This is a genomic window from Saliniferula longa, from assembly GCF_050789285.1.
Taxonomy (GTDB): Bacteria; Pseudomonadota; Alphaproteobacteria; order Rhodobacterales; family Rhodobacteraceae; genus CAVPWP01.
Genome location: NZ_JBOUVX010000003.1, coordinates 204,512 through 222,996, shown reverse-complemented (window position 1 = coordinate 222,996; position 18,485 = coordinate 204,512). Strand labels below are relative to the sequence as shown.

Here is an 18,485-nt window from a genome sequence, read left to right as displayed (position 1 = left end):
GCGGCCAGGCGGCCGCCCCCTTTCTTGTGCAAGATCAAGGCCGAAGCGCGGAAAGGTCGATCCCGACGCGCACCGCGAACCCCAGCGTGCTTTCGTCGACCAGGGTCTGTCCGACACCGAAATCACGACGGTCAAGCGTGACTTCGGCCTGCACCGTGGCGCGTTCGCCGTCGGGGCGGAAGGTGAAGGGAAGCTCGACCGGAACCGCGACACCGCGAAGCGACAGGGTGCCCATGGCAAGATAGCCGTCGCCATTGGGATGCTCTGTGATCACGGCCGAGAAGGTGGCGCTTGGGTGCGCGGCGGCATCCAGGAAATCAGGACCAAGCGCCTGCGCGGTCACGCTGCCAAGGGCGAGCGAGTCAAGCAGGATCGTCGCCTCGACTTGGCCCTTGATCGCGCCTTCGGTGGCCGGGTCGAAATCGACGGCGGCGATCCAGTCGGCGAAGCTGCCGGTGACTTCGGCGCCAAGCTGGCGGACGGTGATCGACACCGTGCCCTCTTCGATCAGCCATTGGCTGCTGGCGGCGGGGGTCTCGAACGCAGTCGCGGCCTCGTCGTGCGGCCAGCCAAGAGCGCTGCCCCCGGCGATCGCCGCAAGCCAAAGCGCGGCCGCCACCGCCACCGGGGCGCGGCCTTCGCGGTGGGCCGGCACGTCGACCTCGCACCGGCCCGAGACCATGCGCACCAGCGTGGCGTCGCGGTCGATCAGCGCGTGTTTCAACGCGCCCACGACGTGCAGGACGATGGCGGCGGCCAGCACCTTGGTGAAGACCCAGTGCCAGGCGGCAAAGAACTCGGCCACGCGGAAGTCCACCGGCACGAAGGGCAGCGACTGGCCGAAGGGCCACCAGATCGGCGCGAAGCCCGTGGTCGCGGCGTGGTGCAGCCAGCCCGACAGCGGCACGAGGACGAGGGCGGCATAAAGCGTCCAGTGCACCGTGGCCGCCGCGAAGGTCTCGGCCCGCCGGTCGGGGTGAAGCGCCACGGGGCGCGGCTGCACCACCGCCCAGAGGATGCGCGCAAGCGCCACGAAGAAGGCGGTGACGCCCACGGTCTTGTGGATCGAGAACAGCAGCGTCTTCTGCGCCACCGCCGCGTCGCTATCCAGCGGGATGGCGTTGGCCACAAGGCCCAGCGGGATCGCCGTCAGGATCAGAAGCGCGGTCAGCCAGTGAAACGTCCGCGCCACCGCGCCGTAATGCGTCGTCGTGTTCGCCAGTGCCATGCTGTCCGTCCTTTCATCGCCGTGTCGGGCGACACTTATCCGTCGCGGGGCCGCGATCAATCGCCGATGCCGCGCGGCGGCTGTGCATGACCGCAGGGGGGCTGCGCGCCTTGTGCGGTGGGATGGCAGCCGCTAGAGGAAGGAAAACCACGCGACGAGGGAGAGCAGGGCATGGGCCGCGCGTTCGTATTTCCGGGGCAGGGGGCGCAGACGATCGGCATGGGCCGCGATCTGGCCGACGCCTATCCCGAGGCGAAGGCCGTCTTCGACGAGGTCGACGACGCGCTGGGCGAAGCGCTGTCGGCGCTGATCTGGGAGGGCGACGCCGAGACGCTGACGCTGACGCAGAACGCGCAGCCCGCGCTGATGGCGACTTCGCTTGCCGCGATGCGGGCGCTTCAGGCCGAGGGCGTCACCATCGCCGATGCGGCGTTCGTGGCGGGGCATTCGCTGGGCGAATACTCGGCGCTGGCCGCCGCCGGCGCGCTGAGCGTGGCCGACACCGCGCGGCTTCTGCGCGCGCGCGGCCGGGCGATGCAGCAGGCCGTGGCCCCGGGCGTGGGCGCGATGGCCGCGCTTCTGGGCCTTGATTTCGCGACCGCGGCCGAGGTCGCGGCCGAAGCCGCGGGGGGCGAGGTCTGCGTCGCCGCCAACGACAACGATCCGGCGCAGGTCGTGGTCTCGGGCCACGCCGCGGCCGTCGCCCGCGCCGTCGAGATCGCCAAGGCGCGGGGCGCGAAGCGGGCGGTGATGCTGCCGGTCTCGGCGCCGTTCCATTGTCCGCTGATGGCGCCCGCCGCCGATGTGATGGCCGAGGCGCTGGGCAACGTGACGATCGTGGCGCCGGCGGTTCCGGTGGTCGCCAACGTGCTGGCCCGGCCGGTCAGCGATCCCGCGGAAATCCGCGATCTTCTGGTCACGCAGATCACCCATTCCGTGCGCTGGCGCGAGTCGGTCGAATGGATGGCGACCGAGGGCGGCGTCACCGAGTTCTGGGAGATCGGCGCCGGCAAGGCGCTGTCGGGCATGGTGCGGCGCATCGCGAAGGAGGCGGGCACGCTTCAGGTCGGTTCGGCCGACGAAGCAAGGGCGGCGGCCGCCGCGAAGGAAGGAAACTGAGATGTTCGATCTGACGGGAAAATCCGCACTTGTGACCGGCGCCTCGGGCGGCATCGGCGCCGAGATCGCCAGGGCGCTGCACGGGGCGGGGGCCACGGTCGCGCTGTCGGGAACGCGGGTCGAACCGCTTGAGGCGCTGGCCGCCGACCTGGGCGGGCGCGCCCATGTCCTGCCCTGCAATCTTGGCGACGCCGCCGCCGTCACCGCGCTTCCCGGCCAGGCGGTCGAGGCAATGGGCGCGGTCGACATCCTTGTGAACAACGCCGGCATCACCCGCGACAACCTGTTCATGCGCATGTCCGACGACGACTGGGCGCAGGTGATCGACGTGAACCTCACGGCCACCATGCGGCTGTGCAAGGGCGTCATCCGGGGCATGATGAAGGCGCGCTGGGGCCGCATCGTCAACATCTCGTCCGTCGTGGGCGCCACCGGCAACCCGGGGCAGGCGAACTATGCCGCCTCGAAGGCGGGGATGGTGGGGATGTCGAAGTCGCTGGCCTACGAGGTGGCCAGCCGGGGCATCACGGTGAACTGCGTGGCGCCTGGCTTCATCACCACGGCGATGACCGACAAGCTGACCGACGACCAGAAGGCCGCGATCCTGACCCAGGTTCCGGCGGGCCGGATGGGCGAGGCGTCCGAGATCGGCGCGGCGGTGCTTTACCTTGCCAGCCCGGAAGCCGGCTACGTCACCGGGGCGACCTTGCACGTCAATGGCGGAATGGCCATGATCTGAGGGCCGCGCAAATGCGTTTGCCTTCGTTAGGCGATGTGCTATAGGCGCGCTGACTTCGGCGGGATGGAATGTCCCGTCCAGGCATCGCCCCTTGTCTGGCGACTGAATCAGAGGCCCCCGAGGCCCGAAACCGAGACGGGCGAAGACCCCGAGGAACTGTGAGGAACTGATATGAGCGACATCGCCGATCGCGTGCGGAAGATTGTGGTCGAGCATCTGGGCGTCGACGAGGACAAGGTGATCGAGAACGCCTCGTTCATCGACGACCTGGGCGCCGACAGCCTCGACACCGTCGAGCTGGTCATGGCCTTCGAGGAAGAGTTCGGGATCGAGATCCCCGATGACGCGGCCGAGACGATCCAGACGTTCGGCGACGCCGTCAAGTTCATCAAGGAAGCCTCGTAAGGCCTCCGACCCTTCCGCAAGGAAGACCTGACGGCGCCCTTGGGGCGCCGTTTTTCATGTGATGGGGCGCGGTGGTCAGGCCAGTGCGCTCCAGATCAGGCGGACGGCAAGGATCGTCAGAAGCACGAGCACCAGCCGGTCGAAGGCCACGGGCGGAAGGCGGCGCGCCAGCCAGTTGCCCACGGGCATGAACCCCAGAAGCGGGATCAGCGCCGCAAGGCTGAGCAGGGCCCTGTCCCAGGTCAGAAGGCCAAAGCCGATCAGGGCGGGAACCTGCACAAGGCTCATCCCCGTGAACAGCGACGAGATGGTCACGATGAAGGCCTCGCGCGGGATGCGCAGGGCGTTGAGGAAGCTGACCGAGACCGGCGCCGACAGCCCGGCCGATCCCTGCAGCACGCCCGAGACCAGGCCGACCGGCCAGACCAGCCGGCGCGCGGCCTCCCACGGGATCTTGAAGCCGGGGCGGGCGATGCGCAGCAGGATATAGGCGACGACCGCGCCGGCGATGATCAGGGTCAGCGCCTCGACCGGAAGCGTGGCAAGGATGATCGTGCCAAGGAAGGTGCCGGTGCCGCCGCAGATGGCGTATTTCAGCGCGAAGCGGTCGGGCAGGTGTGCGGCATGGTACTTGCGCAACTGCATGATGTTCATCACCACGCCTGGAATCGCCATCATCACCACGGCGAAGCGCACGTCGTAGAAGGCGGCCATGACGGGAATCGCGATCACCGGCGCCCCCGCGCCGGTCGCGCCCTTCATCGTTCCGCCAAGCGCGAGCGCGGCGAAGATGACCGCGAAGGTCAGCGGGTCGTAGTCAAGCACCGTGCCGGTCATGGGGGATGTCTGCCGGGCGTCAGCGGGATTTCGGGCGCGCGACGCTTCCGCGTTCGATCAGCTTGACGGGCAGGATCGTCGTGGTCGGGATCGGGGCCTTGGGGTCGTTCATCATCTTCATCAGCAGCTCGGCGGCAAGCCGCCCGACGTCGAACTGCTGGACGCGGATCGTCGTCAGGCCCGGCGGCACGAGGTCGAGGAAGGGCAGGTCGTTGAAGCCCGTGACCGAGACGTCGCCGGGGCAGGCGATGCCGCGCTTGTTCAGCATGTCGAGCGCCCCCAGCGCAAGGCGGTCGTTGGCGCAGAGGATGGCGGTGAATTTCCAGTTCTGCCGCAGCAGGTGGTCGGTGCAGCGGCGGCCTTCCTCTTCGTCGAAGCGCGCGGCAAGGACCGTGGCCTCGCGCGGCAGGTCGAGGCCAAGCTCGCGCGCGGTCTGCTCGAAGGTGTTCAGGCGCAAGAGGCCGGTCGACAGCGACTGGGGGCCGGCGATGTGGGCGATGCGGCGGTGGCCGTGGTCGTGCAGATGCCGCAACATCACGCGGATGCCTTGGGCATCGTCGTTCACGACCGAGGGAATCGCCGACCCGTCGATCTGGCGGTTGACCGTCACGATCGGCACGCCCTGGCGCGACAGCTCGACGATGCGCGGGTCCGACCGGTGCGCGGCGGCGTCGATGATGCCGTCGACGCCGCGCTCGAGCAGGACCTCGACCAGCTTCGTCTCGCGGTCGGGGTCGCTGTCGGTGTTGACGATGATCGAGGCATAGCCCTTCGGCTCGAGGATGCTTTCGACGCCCCGGACGATCGGCGGGAAGAGGGTGTTGGTGATATCGGGCAGCATCATGCCCACCGTCATGGTGCGCTTGGTGCGCAGGCCCGACGCCAGACGGTTGCGTCTGTATCCCATGCGTTCGGCGGTGACGCGGACACGTTCGACGACCTCGTCGGTCAGGGACTTGTGGGCATCGGGGTCCAGCGCGCGCGACACGGTGGAAACGTGCACGCCGGTCTCGCGCGCGATGTCCTTGAGGGTGACGGTCTTGCTCATGTCCGCGGTCGTCCCGTTCCTGTTTCGCCTGATACTAAACCGAGTGGGGCCTGACATGCAATCGGTTGCGCGAACGCGCTTGACCACCCCATGCGGCTGGGCTAGTCTCTCGCAAACGTTTGCGCAAAGTGTTGCGAAACGGCGTGCGAAGCAGCGCGAAGGGGACAGCAGTGGAGAGCGACCAGTGTCATCCGTCGGCCGTCAGGCAAATGGTGCTTGGGGCCTCCAGCATGGCCCGCGCCGACCGTTTCCGGTCGATATCTCTCGGGGCGATCGGGGTAGCGGGGTGTGTCGGGCCCGTGGTGGATGCCATGCTCGCCGGACCTGGTCGGGTGCGCCACGCTTTCGTGCGAACGTTCGCACAAAACTGTCAATCAGACTGGAAATAGGCGGCTGACCCGGGCGGGCGGTGCGCGAAAGTCGTTGTGGAGGAAGACGAGATGAGCAAAGTCAAGGTCGGTTGGGTCGGCATGGGGCGCATGGGATATCCCATGGCCGAACGTCTCGTGAAGGCGGGCTACGACGTCTACATCTGGAACCGGACCCGGTCGAAGGCCGAGCCGCTGGCCGCGAAGGGTGCGACCCTGGTCGACAGCCCGCGCGACCTGGCCCATGTCGACGTGCTTGGCACCATGGTGTCGACGGGCAAGGACGTCGAGCAGGTCTACTTCGGGCCCGAGGGCGTGCTGTCGGGCAACGAGACGCCGGCCATCTTCCTTGACTGTTCGTCCATCGCGGTGGACCACTCGGCAGCGCTGCGCGCCCGCCTGGCCGAGCGGGGGGCCGAACTTGTCGCCTCGCCCGTCAGCGGCAACGGCAAGTGCGTGAAGGCCGGCAAGCTTTCGGCCGTCGTGTCGGGCCCGCGCGCGGCCTTCGACCGGGTCGAACCGATCATCGCCACCATCGCCGGCAACGGCGTGTCCTACGTGGGCGAAGGAGAACTGGCGCGGTTCTGCAAGATCGCGCACAACGTCTTCCTTGGCGTCGTGACCCAGAACCTGGCCGAGATCACCGTGCTGGCCGAGAAGGCGGGCGTGCCGCGTCGGGCCTTCCTCGACTTCATGAACAACTCGGTCATGGGCTCGATCTTCACGCGCTACAAGACCAACGCGCTTGTGAACCTTGACTGGACGACGACCTTCACGCCCGAACTGCTGCGCAAGGACCTTGACCTTGGCCTGTCCTCGGCGCGCGCGCTTGACGTGCCGATGCCGGTGACGGCGGCCACGCGCGAGGCGCTGCAGGCGCATTTCGGCGCGGCGACGCTGAAGGACGATCCCGAGGCCTATCTTCAGATGGACTTCGCCGCGATCCTTGAAACCGTCGCGCTTGGCGCCGGGCTCAAGCTTGAAAGCGAGAATTCGCCTTACCCCACGGGGCTTGAGGTGCCGCAGGCCGCCGAGTGACGGCCTGCGATCCGGGGCGCGCACAACAAGAACGATAACACGCGCGCCCAGAAGACCGGACCGGGACGGCACCGCCCCGGCCCGACCTGAACAAAGGGAGAGAGACCATGAAACTTCATGCCATGCTTGCAACTTCGGCAGCGGCGGCGCTTGTGGCGTCCGGCGCGATGGCCGAGATCAAGATCGGGGCCTCGCTGCCCCTGACCGGCGCCTTCTCGGTGTCCGGCTCGAAGCACGAGAAGGGCTATCAGCTGTGCGTCGACCTCATCAACGAGCGCGGCGGCATCCTGGGCGAGCAGGTCAATATGATCACCTCGGACAACCGGTCGGATCCGGCGACGGCGATCAACCAGTACGAACGCTTCATCAACGTCGACCAGGTCGACGCGGTGTTCGGCACGTTCTCGTCGCGCCTGACCTTCCCGGTCGCCAACATCCTTGAGAAGAACAACTTCGTGCACCCGGTTCCCGCGGGCGGGGCGCTGCGAATCTATACGCAGGGCCACAAGAAGCTGTTCTACTTCCAGCCGAACGCGGCCGAATACATCGGCTCGTCGCTGCGCGACATGGTGACCGACCTCATCCCCGAGGCCGACCGCCCGAAGACCGCCGCCGTGGTGGTGGCCGACGACTTCTTCGCCAACGCCGTCGAGGCGGGCCTTCTGGGCACGCAGGTCACCGACCCCGGTGACGGCAGCCTCGTCGAGGACATGGCTCCCGGCTATCTGTCCGAGCTTGGGATCGAGGTCGTCTATTCCGAGAAATGGCCCGAGGAAGGCTTCAACGACTGGCTGAACCTCGCCAACTCGATCAAGCGGTCCGAGGCCGAGCTTGTGATCGCGCTGACCGCGTCCGCCGAAGAAGCGGTGCAGCTGACGCGCGCGCTCAAGACGGTGCAGGCGACGCCCAAGATGGTCTATTACAGCCAGGGCACGCAGGCCGAGTTCTACGAGGGCACGCAGGAAGCCTCGGAGGCGATCCTGATGCACACCTCGTGGCACGCCGATGCGCCCTTCGAGGGCACGCTGGGCGGCCAGCCCTTCACCAACCAGGACTTCGTGGCGGCCTACCAGGCGAAGTTCAACGAGTTCCCCGACGAAGACGCGGCCATTCCCTTTGCGGTCTGTCAGGGGATCGAGCAGGCGATCGCCGGCGCGGGATCGGCCGATCAGGACGCGATGGCCGAGTGGCTGCGCGCGCGCTCGGCGGACGATCCGGTGCGTACGATCCTTGGCCGCTTCTCGTGGGACGAGCGTGGCCTGCCCGTCGACAAGCCGTTCCTGATGTCGCAGTGGAACGGGGGGCAGCTGCAGTTCGTCTATCCGACGAACGAGTTCGAGACCTCGCCGATGGCTTATCCCAAACAGGGCTTCTGACCCTGACCCGACCGGCCGGCGACCACCGCCGGCCGGTCGTCCGCTTCGAAGAACAAGACCAAGGGGGAGGGCGCCCATGCTCGAGGTCAAGGGCCTTTGCAAGTATTTCGGCGGCATCAAGGCCGTCGACGATTGCAGCTTTCGTGCCGAAGCCGGCCGGATCACCGCGCTGATCGGGCCGAACGGGGCCGGCAAGACGACGGCGTTCAACTGCATCAGCCGGACGATGACGCCGACCAAGGGCGAGGTCTGGTTCGACGGCGAGCGCATCGACGGGATGCGGCCGCACAAGATCACCGCCCGCGGCCTGTCGCGGACCTTCCAGATCTCGCGCAACCTTGCCGACATGACGGTGCTCGAGAACGTCATCTGCCAGTCCAAGATCCGCGGCTGGCGCGACCTGATGAAGCCCGCGATGAGCAAGGAAGAGATCGACAAGGCCCTGGGCATCCTTGATTTCCTCGGGATCACCCGGATCGCGCACGAGGATGGCTCGAACCTCAGTTATGGCCAGAAGAAGCTGATGGACCTTGCAGCGCTTCTGATGAGCGACCCCAAGATCATCCTTCTTGACGAACCGGCGGGCGGCGTGAACCCGACCCTGCTGGAAGAGATCATCGGCCATATCCGCAAGCTCAACGAGCAGGGCCTGACGGTGCTGATCGTCGAGCACAACATGGAACTGATCATGCGCCTGTCGCACCGCGTCGTGGTGATGGCGCAAGGAACGGTGATCGCGGATGGCACCCCCGACGAGGTGCGCGAGGATCCCAAGGTCCTCGACGCCTACCTTGGCGGCGCGCTGGAGGAGGCGGCATGAGCGGACTTCTGGAAGTGACGGGCGTCGTCGCCGGCTATGGCGACGGCCCGGCGATCCTGAACGGGGCGAACCTGTCGGTTCAGCCCGGCAAGGTGCACTGCATCATCGGCCCGAACGGGGCCGGCAAGTCGACGCTGCTGAAGGCGATCGTCGGCATGCTGAAGGTCCGCGAGGGCGACGTGCGCTTCAAGGGCAAGAGCCTGAAGGGCCTGCGCCCCGACCAGGTGCTGCGCGAGGGGATCTGTTTCGTCCCGCAGGAGCGCGCGCTGTTTCCGAAGATGACGGTGCGCGAGAACCTGCGCATGGGCGGCTTCTCGATGCCCGACAAGTCGCTCCTGGAGCGACGCATCGACGAGATCGAGGAACGCTTCCCGATCCTGCGCGAACGCCGCGACCAGCACGCCGGCACCATGTCGGGCGGTCAGCAGCAGTCGCTGTCGATGGCGCGCACAATGATCCTGAAGCCCGAGATCGTGATGCTGGACGAACCCTCGCTCGGCCTTGCGCCGAAGATCGTCAAGGAGATCTTCGAGATCATGCGCATGATGACCGAGGAAGGCATTACCATCCTTCTGGTCGAGCAGAACGCGCTCATGGGGCTGAAATACGCGGATTGGGGCGTGGTCCTCGACCTTGGCAAGACGCTCTTCGAGGGGCCGGCCAAGGAGGTGCTGGGCGACCCGCGCATCCAGGAACTCTACCTCGGCGGAAAGAAGGCGGCATAGCATGGCGGACCTTTTGCAGATCCTGATCCTTGGCCTTGCCCTTGGCGGCGTCTACGCGCTGATGGGCGCGGGGCTGAGCCTTGTCTTCGGGGTGATGCGCATCGTGAACCTTGCGCATCCCTCGCTGATCATGATGGGGGCCTATGTCGCCTACTGGGCGTTCCGGCTTTACGGCATCGACCCGCTGGTGATCCTGCCGGTGGCGATGATCATCCTCGCGGCGACCGGCGTCATCCTCTACAAGCTCGTCTTCGAGCGCGAGGCCAAGTCGGCCCGCTATTCCGAGATGACGGTGCTTCTGACCTTCGCGCTGGCAATGGTCATCGAGGGGGCGCTTGGCACGGCGTTCTCGAACACCCAGCGCGTGACTTCGCCCGACTATGCGACCGAGGCCTTCTTCCTGGGCGACGTCTTCATTCCCAAGGGGCAGCTTTACGCCGGGATCGTCTCGCTTCTGATCATCGGCGCGCTGGCGGCCTTCCTGAAGTTCTCGCGCTTCGGCTACGCGATCCGCGCCACCACGCAGAACCGTGACGCGGCCGAGCTTCTGGGCGTGAACGTCAACTACGTGGGCCTGGTCAGCTTCGCGATCGGGCTTGCGCTGGCGGGGGCGGCCGGGGCGCTGGTTTCCTTCGTCTTCTCGTTCTTCCCGTCGAAGCACTGGGAATGGATCGCGATCCTGATGTCGCTGGTGGTCCTTGGGGGCATGGGGTCGATCCTTGGCACCGTTCTGGCATCCTTCATCCTGTCGGTCGTGGCGGCCTTCGTGGGCTTCTACTTCGGCGCAACGTGGTCGACGCTCACGTTCTTCGTGTCGCTCTTCGTGGTGCTGCTGGTGCGGCCGCAGGGTCTGTTTGGCGAAAAACCGGAGTTGGCGTGATGGCAAGTCTTGACACATCCGACGTGATCGCGGCGCGGCGCGCCTACAACGCCTCCATCGCGGCCTCGGTCGACAAGGAGCGGGTCACCTGGTTCCCGATCGCCTTCCTGGCGGTGCTGATGGTGCTGCCCGCGTTGCAGTTCGCGGGCAACTACAACTACGTCATCCACCTTGTCCTCTTCACCGCCTCCTACGTGGTGATGGCAGCGGGCTGGAACATCCTGGGCGGGTTCACCGGCTATATCTCGCTGGGCCACAATGTGTTCTTCGCCATCGGCGGCTACTTCGCGGGGATGATCTTCGCGCGCTACGGCATCTCGACGATCGTGATGGCCCCGCTTGCCGGTCTTGTCGCGGGCATCGTGGGGTATCTCATCGGGCTGATCACGCTGCGGGTGCGGGGGCCGTCCTTCATCATCTCGTCGCTGGCGCTGGTGATGATTTTCCGCATCTTCTTCGAGAACTGGCACTTCGTGGGCGGCGCGGCGGGCGTGTCGCTGAAGGCCAACGACCTGCCGGTGCAGTGGGCCAAGCTGCCCTACTACTACGCCTTCGTGATCATGGCGGCCTTCGCCGTCTGGGCGTCCTACCGGATCAAGCATTCGAAGTTCGGGCTTGGGCTGCGCGCGATCTCGAAGGACGAGATCAAGGCCGAAAGCGCCGGCATCGACACGCGCTTCTACAAGACGCTCGCCTTCGCCATCTCGGCCTTCTTCGTGGGCATGGCGGGCGCGGTTTGGGGCGAATACCTGACCTACATCCGGCCGAACATCTATCTGGTGATCCTGATCTCGGTGAACATGGTGCTGATGTGCATTCTGGGCGGGAAGGGCACGATCGCCGGCCCGGTGGTGGGGGCGATCCTGATCGTCGCCTTCAACGAGCTTTTCGTGGCCACCCTGGGTGCGTCCGAGATCAACATCCTTGCGACCGGCCTCATCATGATGCTGACGCTGATGTTCTTTCCGCTGGGCATCGTGGGCACGCTCGCGCGCCACAAGAAGCTGCCGCGCTTCCTGAACTGGGACTAGGGGGATGACCGCGTTCGTCCTTTACAACGCGCCCCAGTCCACCTGCAGCCAGCGCGTGCGCTACGCGCTGCACGCCAAGGGGCTGGGGTTCGAGGAACACAAGCTCGACCTTTTCGCGGGCGATCAGCTCAGGCCCGAATACCTGGCGATCAACCCCAATGGCGTGGTGCCGGCGCTGGTCCATGACGGGGTGCCGGTGATCGACAGCGCGGTGATCCTTGAATACCTCGAGGACATCCTCCCCGAGGTCGCCCCGATGCGGCCGACGGACCCGCGCGAGGTGGCGCGGATGCGCGCGATGATGCGCTTCGTGGACGAGGTGCCGACACCCGCGATCCGGGTGCCGTCCTACAACCTGGCCTTCCTGCCGCATTTCCAGGCGATGACCGAGGCCGAGTTCCAGGCCTTGTGCGACAGCAAGCCCTTGCGGCGCGAATTCCTGATGCGCATGGGGCGGACGGGCTTTCCGCAAGCCGACATGGACGAGGCCCTGGGCCGGCTGCGGCGAGGGGTTGAGCGCATGGCGCGCTGGCTGGCCGACGGCGGCGGGCCCTGGCTGATGGGCCCGGACCTGAGCCTGGTCGATCTGGCGATCATGCCGGTGATCGTGCGGATGGACGACATCAACCTTCGCCATCTGTGGGACGACCACCCCGAAGTCCAGGCCTGGCTCGACCGGATCCGGGCAAGGCCCGAGTTCGCGCGCACCTTCTATCACGGGGCGCTTCTGACCGAGAAGTATCCCCATCTCGCGCAGGCGAAGGCCGCGCGTCCGGCGCAGGCGGCGGTCTGACATGCAGCTTCTTCCCTACATGTTTGCCGCGATCGTCGTGGGGGTGCTGGTCTCGGCGCAGCCGCCGCTCAACGCGATCGTGTCGCGGTCGGTCGGCAGCGCCTTCGGCGCGACGGCGATCCAGATCTTCGTGGCGCTGTGCTGCGCGCTGCTGGTCATCTTCGTCACAGGCTCGGGCGAGATCAGCCGTCGCACACTGAGTGCGGTGCCCTGGTGGGCCTATCTGGCGGGCGTCTGCGGGGCGATCTTCGTGGCCGCGGGCGTGGTGGTCGCCCCGGTGACGGGGGCGATGGTGTTCTTCGTGTGCATCGTCGCGGGGCAGCTTCTTGGGTCGATGCTGGCCGACCACTTCGGCGCCTTCGGCCTTCAGGTGCGCGAGATCTCGCTGCCGCGCGTGATCGGACTTGCGATGGTGCTGACGGGCGCGGTTCTGGTGAGCCGCTTCTGATCTGACGCGCAGAGAATCGGCTTGTCTGACAAGCCGACAGATGCTAGCAGACTTCCCAACAAGCGCCCCGGTGCGGCGCTGTCGCAGGGAGAGAGTTCACAGATGTCCTTGACCAATTTCGTGCCGACCCCGGACTTCGACGAGTACAGCGCCCGCTTCAGGGAGCACTACATGATGGATCGCCGTGACGACGGCGTCCTTCTGGTGCGCGCCCATACCAATGGCGGCCCGATCCAGCTGTCGGTGCAGAACCACCGATCGCTGGGTCAGATGCTCAAGACCGTGGGCGCCGACCCGAAGAACGAGGTGATGATCCTGTCGGGTTCGGGCGACGAGTTCATGATGGACAGCGATCCCGAAGGCTTCGCGCTGGAGGACGAGGGCCTGCCCTACTGGGCCTACGAATACGCCTACAAGGACGGGCGCATCAACGTCAGCTCGCTGGTCTTCGACCTCGAGATTCCGACGATCGGCGTGCTGAACGGGCCGGGGTTCCATTCGGAAATCTGCCTGATGTGCGACATCACGATCTGCACCGAGGACACGACGATCTTCGATCTGCACTATGACATCGGATCGGTGCCGGGCGACGGCATTCACACCTGCTTCCAGACGCTTCTGGGCGTGAAGCGGTCGGCCTATGCATTGCTCACGGGCGAGGCGATCACCGCCGAGAAGGCGCTGGAATACGGCATGGTTAACGAGGTCGTCCCGCGCGGGAAGGAAATCGAGCGCGCCTACGAGATCGCCGACCACATCATGACCCAACCGCGCACCACCCGGCGGCTCACGACGCAGATCGTGCGCCGGCCCTGGAAGCAGGCGGTGGTCGACAGCCTGGACGGCGGCTTCGGCATCCAGATGTTCGGGCATGTCGCGGCGGAACACTCGATCCACGGGCGCAAGGCCATCGCGCAGACCGTCGATTACGTCCGCAAGGGCCGCAAGAACAACTTCGACAAGGGATGAGGCCCGATGCCTGACGGCGATGCAAGGCTGTCGAATTTCGCCCGGACGCTGATCGAGCTGGGCGAGGCGGACGACCGCGTCGTCGTCCTGGCGGGCGATCTGGCCCGGTATGTCGAGGTTTTGCCCTTCGCCGCGCGCTTCCCCGACCGGTTCCTGAACCTCGGGGTGGCCGAGGCGAACATCATCGGCATGGCCTCGGGGCTGGCCAAGACCGGCTTCCGGCCCATCGTCGCCACCTACGGGGTCTTCATCACGCGCCGCGCCTATGACCAGGTGGCCATGGCGCTCACCACAGGACCCACGCCGGTGACGCTGGTGGGGGTTCTTCCCGGCATCACCTGCCGGTTCCGCGCGACCCACCAGCCGGTCGAGGACATGGCGCTGATGGGGGCGCTGCCCGGCATGGCCGTGATCGACCCCGCCGACGACCGCGAGATGGCGGCCGCCCTGAAGGGCGGCGTCGCCGCCGATCACCCGACCTTCATCCGCGCGCTGCGCGGCGACCGGGCGGACGTGCCGGGCGCGCGCGCGCCGGGGGCGGGCCCGCTCGATCCGGTCGAATTCGGGGATGAAGGTTCGTCCGTCGGGATGATCTCGACCGGTCTTGGCACCGACTGGGCGATCGAGGCCGCGACGATCCTGCGCGGGCGCGGGCATGGCGTGCGGCATCTTCATGTCCCGCGCATCAAGCCCTTCGACACCGCCACGGTCGCCAGGTTCTGCCGCCGCTTCGGCCATGTGGTCACGGTCGAGAACCACGTGGCGCACGGCGGGCTTTTCGCGGCTGTCGCCTCGGTCGTGGCGCAAGGCGGGATGGGTGTGCGGGTGACGCCCTGCGCGATTCCCGACGAATGGCCGCCCAGCGGGACGGTCGAGTTCATCCGGGGCGAGATCGGGCTGGACGCGCCCTCGATCGCCGCCGCCGCCGAACGGGGGCTTTGAGCATGCGCAACACGTCACGCACCGCCCGCCGCGCCGCCGAGATCCGCATGATCGCGACCGAAGTCGCGGCCCACAGCGGGCAGGCCTATATCGGGCAGGCGCTGGGCACGGCCGACATCCTGGCCTGCGTCTTCGAGATCGGACTGACGCGGCCGGGCGACCGGTTCGTCCTGTCGCCGGGGCACTACGGCCTGGCGCTTTATGCCGCGAACGCGCATCTTTACGACCGCGACGAGCTTCTGACCTATGGCATGGACGGATCCGAGTTCGAGCAGAGCCCGCTCGAAGGGTTGCCGGGGGTCGAGATCACGGGCGGGTCGCTGGGGCAGGGGCTGAGCCAGGCCGCCGGCATGGCCATCGGACAGCGGATGAAGGGCATCCCCGGCACCATCTTCTGCCTTCTGTCGGACGGCGAGATCCAGGAAGGCCAGGTCTGGGAGGCGATGATGACCATCGGCCACCACCGGCTGTCGAACCTGTGCGTCATCGTCGACCGCAACGGCATCCAGGTCGACGGTCACACGACCGAGGTGCTTGACCTCGAACCCCTGGCCGACAAGTTCCGCGCCTTCGGCTTCGACACGGTCGAGGTCGACGGGCATGACCTGACGAAGCTGGAAGCGGCGGTCGAGGCGGCGTTGTCGGGGGCCGCCGGCCGGGCCACGGCGATCATCTGCGATACCGTGATCGGCAAGGGCGTGCCGGCTTTCGAGGCGCATCCCTATCCGCACTACATCAATGCCGAACGCGCGGTCTGGGACGAGGCGCTGCGCCACCTGCACGCGGTCGCGCCCGAGGCATGACGGGGATGAGCATGAGCCAGACCCTTGGACTTGACGATCGCATCGCGCGGCCGAACGTCTATCAACTGGTCGCCGACCGTCTGACCAGCGAGATCGCCGACCGGGGCCTGAACGAAGGCGACCCGGTCCCGACCGAGAAGGAGCTTTCCGAACGCTTCGGCGTCGGGCGTTCGTCGGTGCGGGAAGGGTTGCGGATGCTCGAATCCCACGGCGTGATCCGCCTGTCGGGGCGCGGAACCTATGTCGTGGGATCGCGGCAGGCCGCGATGGCGCGGGCGCTGACGATCCTTCTAAACCTCGGCGAGGTCACGCTGATCGAACTGCACGACCTGCGCCGCCCGATCGAGGTGGAGGTGGCCGGGCAGGCGGCGCTGAAGCACGACGTGGGCGACCTTGCGGCGCTGCGCGCGGCGCTTGACGCGATGCGCGCGGCCGGCGCCGACCGGACTTCCGCGCTCGAGGCTGACCTGGCCTTTCATCTGGCGATGGCGCGGGCCACGCACAACGGCGCGCTGATCGCCGCCGTCCTGGGCGTGCGCGAGGTTCTGCGCGGACTGATCGGGGAACGTGTCGTCGACATGAACGAGGCGATCCGGCAGCACGAAGAGATCCTGTCGCGGATCGAGGCCGGCGACGCCGACGGCGCGCGCGCGGCGCTGGGGCGGCACATGAGCTGGATTTCCGGCACGCTCGAAGGCGGTGGCGGGGCAGGCTGAACGGGGGCACGTCACGGGCGCGCCCCGCAACGGGATGAGGACGACAATGACGAAACCGGTGATCGGATGGATCGGAATGGGGCGCATGGGCTATCCCATGGCCGAGCGCGTGGTGAAGGCGGGCTACGAGGTGCGGATCTGGAACCGCACGCGGGCCAAGGCCGAACCGCTGGAGGCCAAGGGCGCGACGCTGGTCGACGCCCCGCGCGACCTGGCCGGCGTCGACATCCTGATCACCATGGTCTCGACCGGCAAGGACGTCGAAACGGTGCTGTTCGGACCCGATGGCGTGTTGACCGGCGACGGCGTGCCGGGCGTTTTCGTCGACAGTTCGTCGATCTCGTCCGAGCAGTCGGCGGCGATCCGCGACAAGCTGGCCGCGCGCGGCGCGACGCTGATCGCCGCGCCGGTCTCGGGCAACGGCAAGTGCGTGAAGGCGGGCAAGCTGTCGTCGGTCTGTTCGGGTCCGCGCCCGGTCTTTGACACGGTCGAGCCGGTGATCGCCGCCTATGCCGCTGCGGGCGTGTCCTACGTCGGCGAGGGGGAACTCGCACGCTTCTGCAAGATCGCGCACAACGTCTTCCTGGGCGTCGTGATCCAGAACCTGGCCGAGATCACGATCCTTGCCCAGAAGGCCGGCGTGCCGCGGCATGCCTTTCTCGACTTCATGAACAACTCGGCCATGGGATCGGTCTTCACGCGCTACAAGTCGAACGCGCTGATCAACCTGGACTGGACGACGACCTTCACGCCCGAGCTTCTGCGCAAGGATCTGGATCTTGGGCTGACGGCGGCGCGCGCGCTGGAGGTGCCGATGCCGGTGACGGCGGCCACGCGCGAGGCGCTTCAGGCGCATTTCGGCGCGGCCAGTATCCAGGACGATCCCGAGGCCTATCTTCAAAAGGACTTCGCCGCGCTGATCGAAACGGTGGCGCTGGCGGCGGGCCTGACGCTGGAGCCCGAGAACGTGCCCTATCCGACCGGGCTGGAGGTGCCGCAGGCCGCCGAATGAGGCCCGAAGCAAGGGGCGCGAGCGGACGGTGACGCAAGACCGGCCCACGGGCCGCGAAGACCCTGAATTCTGTCAACCTAAGGGAGGAGAAGACAGATGATGACGAACCGCAGACAAGTGCTTGGCGGCATGATCAGCCTGACCGTGCCGGGCGTGATCAGCACCCGCGCCTTCGGCCAGGAAACGATCAACCTGACCATCAGCGCAAGCCATCCGACGACGATCGCCTGGGTCGCGCCGCTGCAGACGATCGTGGTGGCGAAGTCGAACGAGCTTCTGGAGGAGCGCGGCTCGAACTACCGCATCAACTGGACCGAGGCCTTCGGCGGCGCCCTTTACGACTTCAACGACACGCTCGAGGCCGTCAGCCAGCAGCTGACCGACATGGGCTGGATCGGCGCGCTGTGGGAACCCGCCGCGCTGCCGCTGCAGAACATCATGTACTCGCTGCCCTTCACCACCCAGACGGTAAGCCAGGCGATCAACACGATGAACCGCCTGAACGCCGACGAGCAGGCGATGAAGGACGAATGGGCGCGCCAGAACATCAGCTTCTTCGGCTCGTGCGTGTCGGATGGCTATCACCTGTTCACCAAGAAGCCGATCGAACAGCTTTCGGACCTTGAAGGGGTCAAGCTGCTGGGCGCGCCGGTTCTGGCACCCTGGGTCGAGCCGCTGGGCGCGACGCTGGTCAACACCGGCATCCCGGCGATGTATGGCCAGCTTCAGACCGGGGTCGGCGACGGCACCCTTCTGATCGGGACAGGGGCCTATCCGCTCAAGCTGCACGAACAGGCGCCCTTCGTCACCCGGGTGAACACCGGCCCGCTGACCTTCGGCGGCTTCGGCGTCAACACCGACACCTTCAACGCACTGCCCGAGGACGTGCAGGCCGTGATCGCCGAACTGGGCGCTGCCTATTCGGTCGAGAACGCCCGCCTGATCGAAGAGCGCGAGGCGATCTTCTTCGAGAACTTCGTCAAGGAAGGCGCGACCGTCAGCGACATGCCGCAGGAGCAGCGCGTCGAGTGGGTCAACCGGCTGCCGGATCTGGCCAAGCTCTGGGTCGACGCGCAGGAGGCCAACGGGGTGCCGGGCGCCGACATCCTGACCAAGTTCATGGCCGTCGTTCAGGAAGAGGGCGCCGTCCCGCTTCGCGACTGGACTGCCGGCCTCTGATCGTCGCTG

Annotated in this window: 20 protein-coding genes; 17 read left to right on the top strand and 3 right to left on the bottom strand. The window is 66.9% G+C overall.

Going from position 1 to position 18,485, the window contains the following annotated elements; all coding sequences use genetic code 11:
* Positions 1-34 precede the first annotated feature (34 nt).
* Positions 35-1,228 (bottom strand): cytochrome b/b6 domain-containing protein, encoded by a 1,194-nt coding sequence (locus ACRDNQ_RS14100; RefSeq protein ID WP_431829331.1) that lies wholly within the window; start codon positions 1,226-1,228, stop codon positions 35-37.
* A gap of 171 nt (positions 1,229-1,399) precedes the next feature.
* Here ACRDNQ_RS14100 and fabD point away from each other — a divergent pair, with 171 nt between their 5' ends.
* The 3 genes from fabD to ACRDNQ_RS14085 all read left to right on the top strand — a co-directional run bounded on the left by fabD (position 1,400) and on the right by ACRDNQ_RS14085 (position 3,491).
* Complete coding sequence (gene fabD / locus ACRDNQ_RS14095; protein WP_431829330.1) at positions 1,400-2,347, top strand: ACP S-malonyltransferase; 948 nt, start codon at positions 1,400-1,402, stop codon at positions 2,345-2,347.
* A gap of 1 nt (position 2,348) precedes the next feature.
* Entirely contained in the window at positions 2,349-3,086 is a 738-nt protein-coding gene (gene fabG / locus ACRDNQ_RS14090) for a 3-oxoacyl-[acyl-carrier-protein] reductase (RefSeq protein WP_431829329.1), read from the top strand.
* Between the two features lie 171 nt (positions 3,087-3,257).
* Positions 3,258-3,491, top strand: a complete 234-nt coding sequence (locus ACRDNQ_RS14085; protein ID WP_431829328.1) for an acyl carrier protein — start codon at positions 3,258-3,260, stop codon at positions 3,489-3,491.
* Positions 3,492-3,566: 75 nt separating this feature from the next.
* Here the strand turns inward: ACRDNQ_RS14085 and ACRDNQ_RS14080 are convergent, their stop codons facing one another.
* Together ACRDNQ_RS14080 and ACRDNQ_RS14075 are read right to left on the bottom strand one after the other, a co-directional pair.
* Positions 3,567-4,328, bottom strand: a complete 762-nt coding sequence (locus tag ACRDNQ_RS14080) for a sulfite exporter TauE/SafE family protein (RefSeq protein ID WP_431829327.1) — start codon at positions 4,326-4,328, stop codon at positions 3,567-3,569.
* Between the two features lie 19 nt (positions 4,329-4,347).
* Complete coding sequence (locus ACRDNQ_RS14075; protein ID WP_431829326.1) at positions 4,348-5,376, bottom strand: LacI family DNA-binding transcriptional regulator; 1,029 nt, start codon at positions 5,374-5,376, stop codon at positions 4,348-4,350.
* 440 nt (positions 5,377-5,816) lie between these two features.
* On the opposite strand from ACRDNQ_RS14075, the gene ACRDNQ_RS14070 reads away from it, so the two are divergent.
* The 14 genes from ACRDNQ_RS14070 to ACRDNQ_RS14005 all read left to right on the top strand — a co-directional run bounded on the left by ACRDNQ_RS14070 (position 5,817) and on the right by ACRDNQ_RS14005 (position 18,476).
* On the top strand, positions 5,817-6,782 hold the full coding sequence (locus ACRDNQ_RS14070; RefSeq protein ID WP_431829325.1) for an NAD(P)-dependent oxidoreductase: 966 nt from the start codon (positions 5,817-5,819) through the stop codon (positions 6,780-6,782).
* A 107-nt stretch (positions 6,783-6,889) separates the two neighbouring features.
* Complete coding sequence (locus ACRDNQ_RS14065) at positions 6,890-8,158, top strand: amino acid ABC transporter substrate-binding protein (RefSeq protein ID WP_431829324.1); 1,269 nt, start codon at positions 6,890-6,892, stop codon at positions 8,156-8,158.
* 76 nt (positions 8,159-8,234) lie between these two features.
* Positions 8,235-8,978, top strand: a complete 744-nt coding sequence (locus ACRDNQ_RS14060; RefSeq protein ID WP_431829323.1) for an ABC transporter ATP-binding protein — start codon at positions 8,235-8,237, stop codon at positions 8,976-8,978.
* A complete protein-coding gene (locus ACRDNQ_RS14055) occupies positions 8,975-9,703 on the top strand; it encodes an ABC transporter ATP-binding protein (protein ID WP_431829322.1) in 729 nt (242 codons plus the stop codon). The genes ACRDNQ_RS14060 and ACRDNQ_RS14055 overlap by 4 nt, the downstream gene beginning before the upstream one ends.
* A 1-nt stretch (position 9,704) precedes the next feature.
* Complete coding sequence (locus ACRDNQ_RS14050) at positions 9,705-10,583, top strand: branched-chain amino acid ABC transporter permease (protein ID WP_431829321.1); 879 nt, start codon at positions 9,705-9,707, stop codon at positions 10,581-10,583.
* Positions 10,583-11,614 carry a branched-chain amino acid ABC transporter permease gene (locus ACRDNQ_RS14045; RefSeq protein ID WP_431829320.1) on the top strand — a complete coding sequence of 344 codons (1,032 nt, stop codon included), beginning with the start codon at positions 10,583-10,585 and terminating at the stop codon, positions 11,612-11,614. Before ACRDNQ_RS14050 ends, ACRDNQ_RS14045 begins: the two co-directional genes overlap by 1 nt.
* A 4-nt stretch (positions 11,615-11,618) precedes the next feature.
* Complete coding sequence (locus ACRDNQ_RS14040) at positions 11,619-12,407, top strand: glutathione S-transferase family protein (protein WP_431829319.1); 789 nt, start codon at positions 11,619-11,621, stop codon at positions 12,405-12,407.
* A 1-nt stretch (position 12,408) separates the two neighbouring features.
* Positions 12,409-12,855 carry a DMT family transporter gene (locus ACRDNQ_RS14035; RefSeq protein WP_431829318.1) on the top strand — a complete coding sequence of 149 codons (447 nt, stop codon included), beginning with the start codon at positions 12,409-12,411 and terminating at the stop codon, positions 12,853-12,855.
* 102 nt (positions 12,856-12,957) lie between these two features.
* Entirely contained in the window at positions 12,958-13,824 is an 867-nt protein-coding gene (locus ACRDNQ_RS14030) for an enoyl-CoA hydratase/isomerase family protein (RefSeq protein ID WP_431829317.1), read from the top strand.
* Between the two features lie 6 nt (positions 13,825-13,830).
* Positions 13,831-14,766 (top strand): transketolase family protein, encoded by a 936-nt coding sequence (locus ACRDNQ_RS14025; RefSeq protein ID WP_431829316.1) that lies wholly within the window; start codon positions 13,831-13,833, stop codon positions 14,764-14,766.
* Between the two features lie 2 nt (positions 14,767-14,768).
* Positions 14,769-15,569, top strand: coding sequence for a transketolase (locus ACRDNQ_RS14020; protein ID WP_431829315.1), 801 nt, complete (start codon positions 14,769-14,771; stop codon positions 15,567-15,569).
* Between the two features lie 11 nt (positions 15,570-15,580).
* On the top strand, positions 15,581-16,285 hold the full coding sequence (locus tag ACRDNQ_RS14015; protein WP_431829314.1) for a FadR/GntR family transcriptional regulator: 705 nt from the start codon (positions 15,581-15,583) through the stop codon (positions 16,283-16,285).
* Between the two features lie 34 nt (positions 16,286-16,319).
* Positions 16,320-17,297, top strand: coding sequence for an NAD(P)-dependent oxidoreductase (locus tag ACRDNQ_RS14010; protein WP_431829313.1), 978 nt, complete (start codon positions 16,320-16,322; stop codon positions 17,295-17,297).
* 96 nt (positions 17,298-17,393) lie between these two features.
* Complete coding sequence (locus tag ACRDNQ_RS14005) at positions 17,394-18,476, top strand: C4-dicarboxylate TRAP transporter substrate-binding protein (RefSeq protein ID WP_431829312.1); 1,083 nt, start codon at positions 17,394-17,396, stop codon at positions 18,474-18,476.
* The last annotated feature ends 9 nt before the right edge of the window (positions 18,477-18,485 follow it).

What these genes read in the sequence shown, in the direction of transcription:
- ACRDNQ_RS14070 (WP_431829325.1), top strand. Translation starts at nt 5,817, where the DNA reads ATGAGCAAAGTCAAGGTCGGTTGGGTCGGCATGGGGCGCATGGGATAT.
- ACRDNQ_RS14100 (WP_431829331.1), bottom strand. Translation starts at nt 1,228, where the DNA reads ATGGCACTGGCGAACACGACGACGCATTACGGCGCGGTGGCGCGGACG.
- ACRDNQ_RS14005 (WP_431829312.1), top strand. Translation starts at nt 17,394, where the DNA reads ATGATGACGAACCGCAGACAAGTGCTTGGCGGCATGATCAGCCTGACC.
- ACRDNQ_RS14080 (WP_431829327.1), bottom strand. Translation starts at nt 4,328, where the DNA reads ATGACCGGCACGGTGCTTGACTACGACCCGCTGACCTTCGCGGTCATC.
- ACRDNQ_RS14060 (WP_431829323.1), top strand. Translation starts at nt 8,235, where the DNA reads ATGCTCGAGGTCAAGGGCCTTTGCAAGTATTTCGGCGGCATCAAGGCC.
- ACRDNQ_RS14020 (WP_431829315.1), top strand. Translation starts at nt 14,769, where the DNA reads ATGCGCAACACGTCACGCACCGCCCGCCGCGCCGCCGAGATCCGCATG.
- ACRDNQ_RS14085 (WP_431829328.1), top strand. Translation starts at nt 3,258, where the DNA reads ATGAGCGACATCGCCGATCGCGTGCGGAAGATTGTGGTCGAGCATCTG.
- ACRDNQ_RS14045 (WP_431829320.1), top strand. Translation starts at nt 10,583, where the DNA reads ATGGCAAGTCTTGACACATCCGACGTGATCGCGGCGCGGCGCGCCTAC.
- ACRDNQ_RS14050 (WP_431829321.1), top strand. Translation starts at nt 9,705, where the DNA reads ATGGCGGACCTTTTGCAGATCCTGATCCTTGGCCTTGCCCTTGGCGGC.
- ACRDNQ_RS14075 (WP_431829326.1), bottom strand. Translation starts at nt 5,376, where the DNA reads ATGAGCAAGACCGTCACCCTCAAGGACATCGCGCGCGAGACCGGCGTG.
- fabG (WP_431829329.1), top strand. Translation starts at nt 2,349, where the DNA reads ATGTTCGATCTGACGGGAAAATCCGCACTTGTGACCGGCGCCTCGGGC.
- ACRDNQ_RS14010 (WP_431829313.1), top strand. Translation starts at nt 16,320, where the DNA reads ATGAGGACGACAATGACGAAACCGGTGATCGGATGGATCGGAATGGGG.
- ACRDNQ_RS14035 (WP_431829318.1), top strand. Translation starts at nt 12,409, where the DNA reads ATGCAGCTTCTTCCCTACATGTTTGCCGCGATCGTCGTGGGGGTGCTG.
- ACRDNQ_RS14030 (WP_431829317.1), top strand. Translation starts at nt 12,958, where the DNA reads ATGTCCTTGACCAATTTCGTGCCGACCCCGGACTTCGACGAGTACAGC.
- ACRDNQ_RS14015 (WP_431829314.1), top strand. Translation starts at nt 15,581, where the DNA reads ATGAGCCAGACCCTTGGACTTGACGATCGCATCGCGCGGCCGAACGTC.
- ACRDNQ_RS14040 (WP_431829319.1), top strand. Translation starts at nt 11,619, where the DNA reads ATGACCGCGTTCGTCCTTTACAACGCGCCCCAGTCCACCTGCAGCCAG.
- ACRDNQ_RS14065 (WP_431829324.1), top strand. Translation starts at nt 6,890, where the DNA reads ATGAAACTTCATGCCATGCTTGCAACTTCGGCAGCGGCGGCGCTTGTG.
- ACRDNQ_RS14055 (WP_431829322.1), top strand. Translation starts at nt 8,975, where the DNA reads ATGAGCGGACTTCTGGAAGTGACGGGCGTCGTCGCCGGCTATGGCGAC.
- ACRDNQ_RS14025 (WP_431829316.1), top strand. Translation starts at nt 13,831, where the DNA reads ATGCCTGACGGCGATGCAAGGCTGTCGAATTTCGCCCGGACGCTGATC.
- fabD (WP_431829330.1), top strand. Translation starts at nt 1,400, where the DNA reads ATGGGCCGCGCGTTCGTATTTCCGGGGCAGGGGGCGCAGACGATCGGC.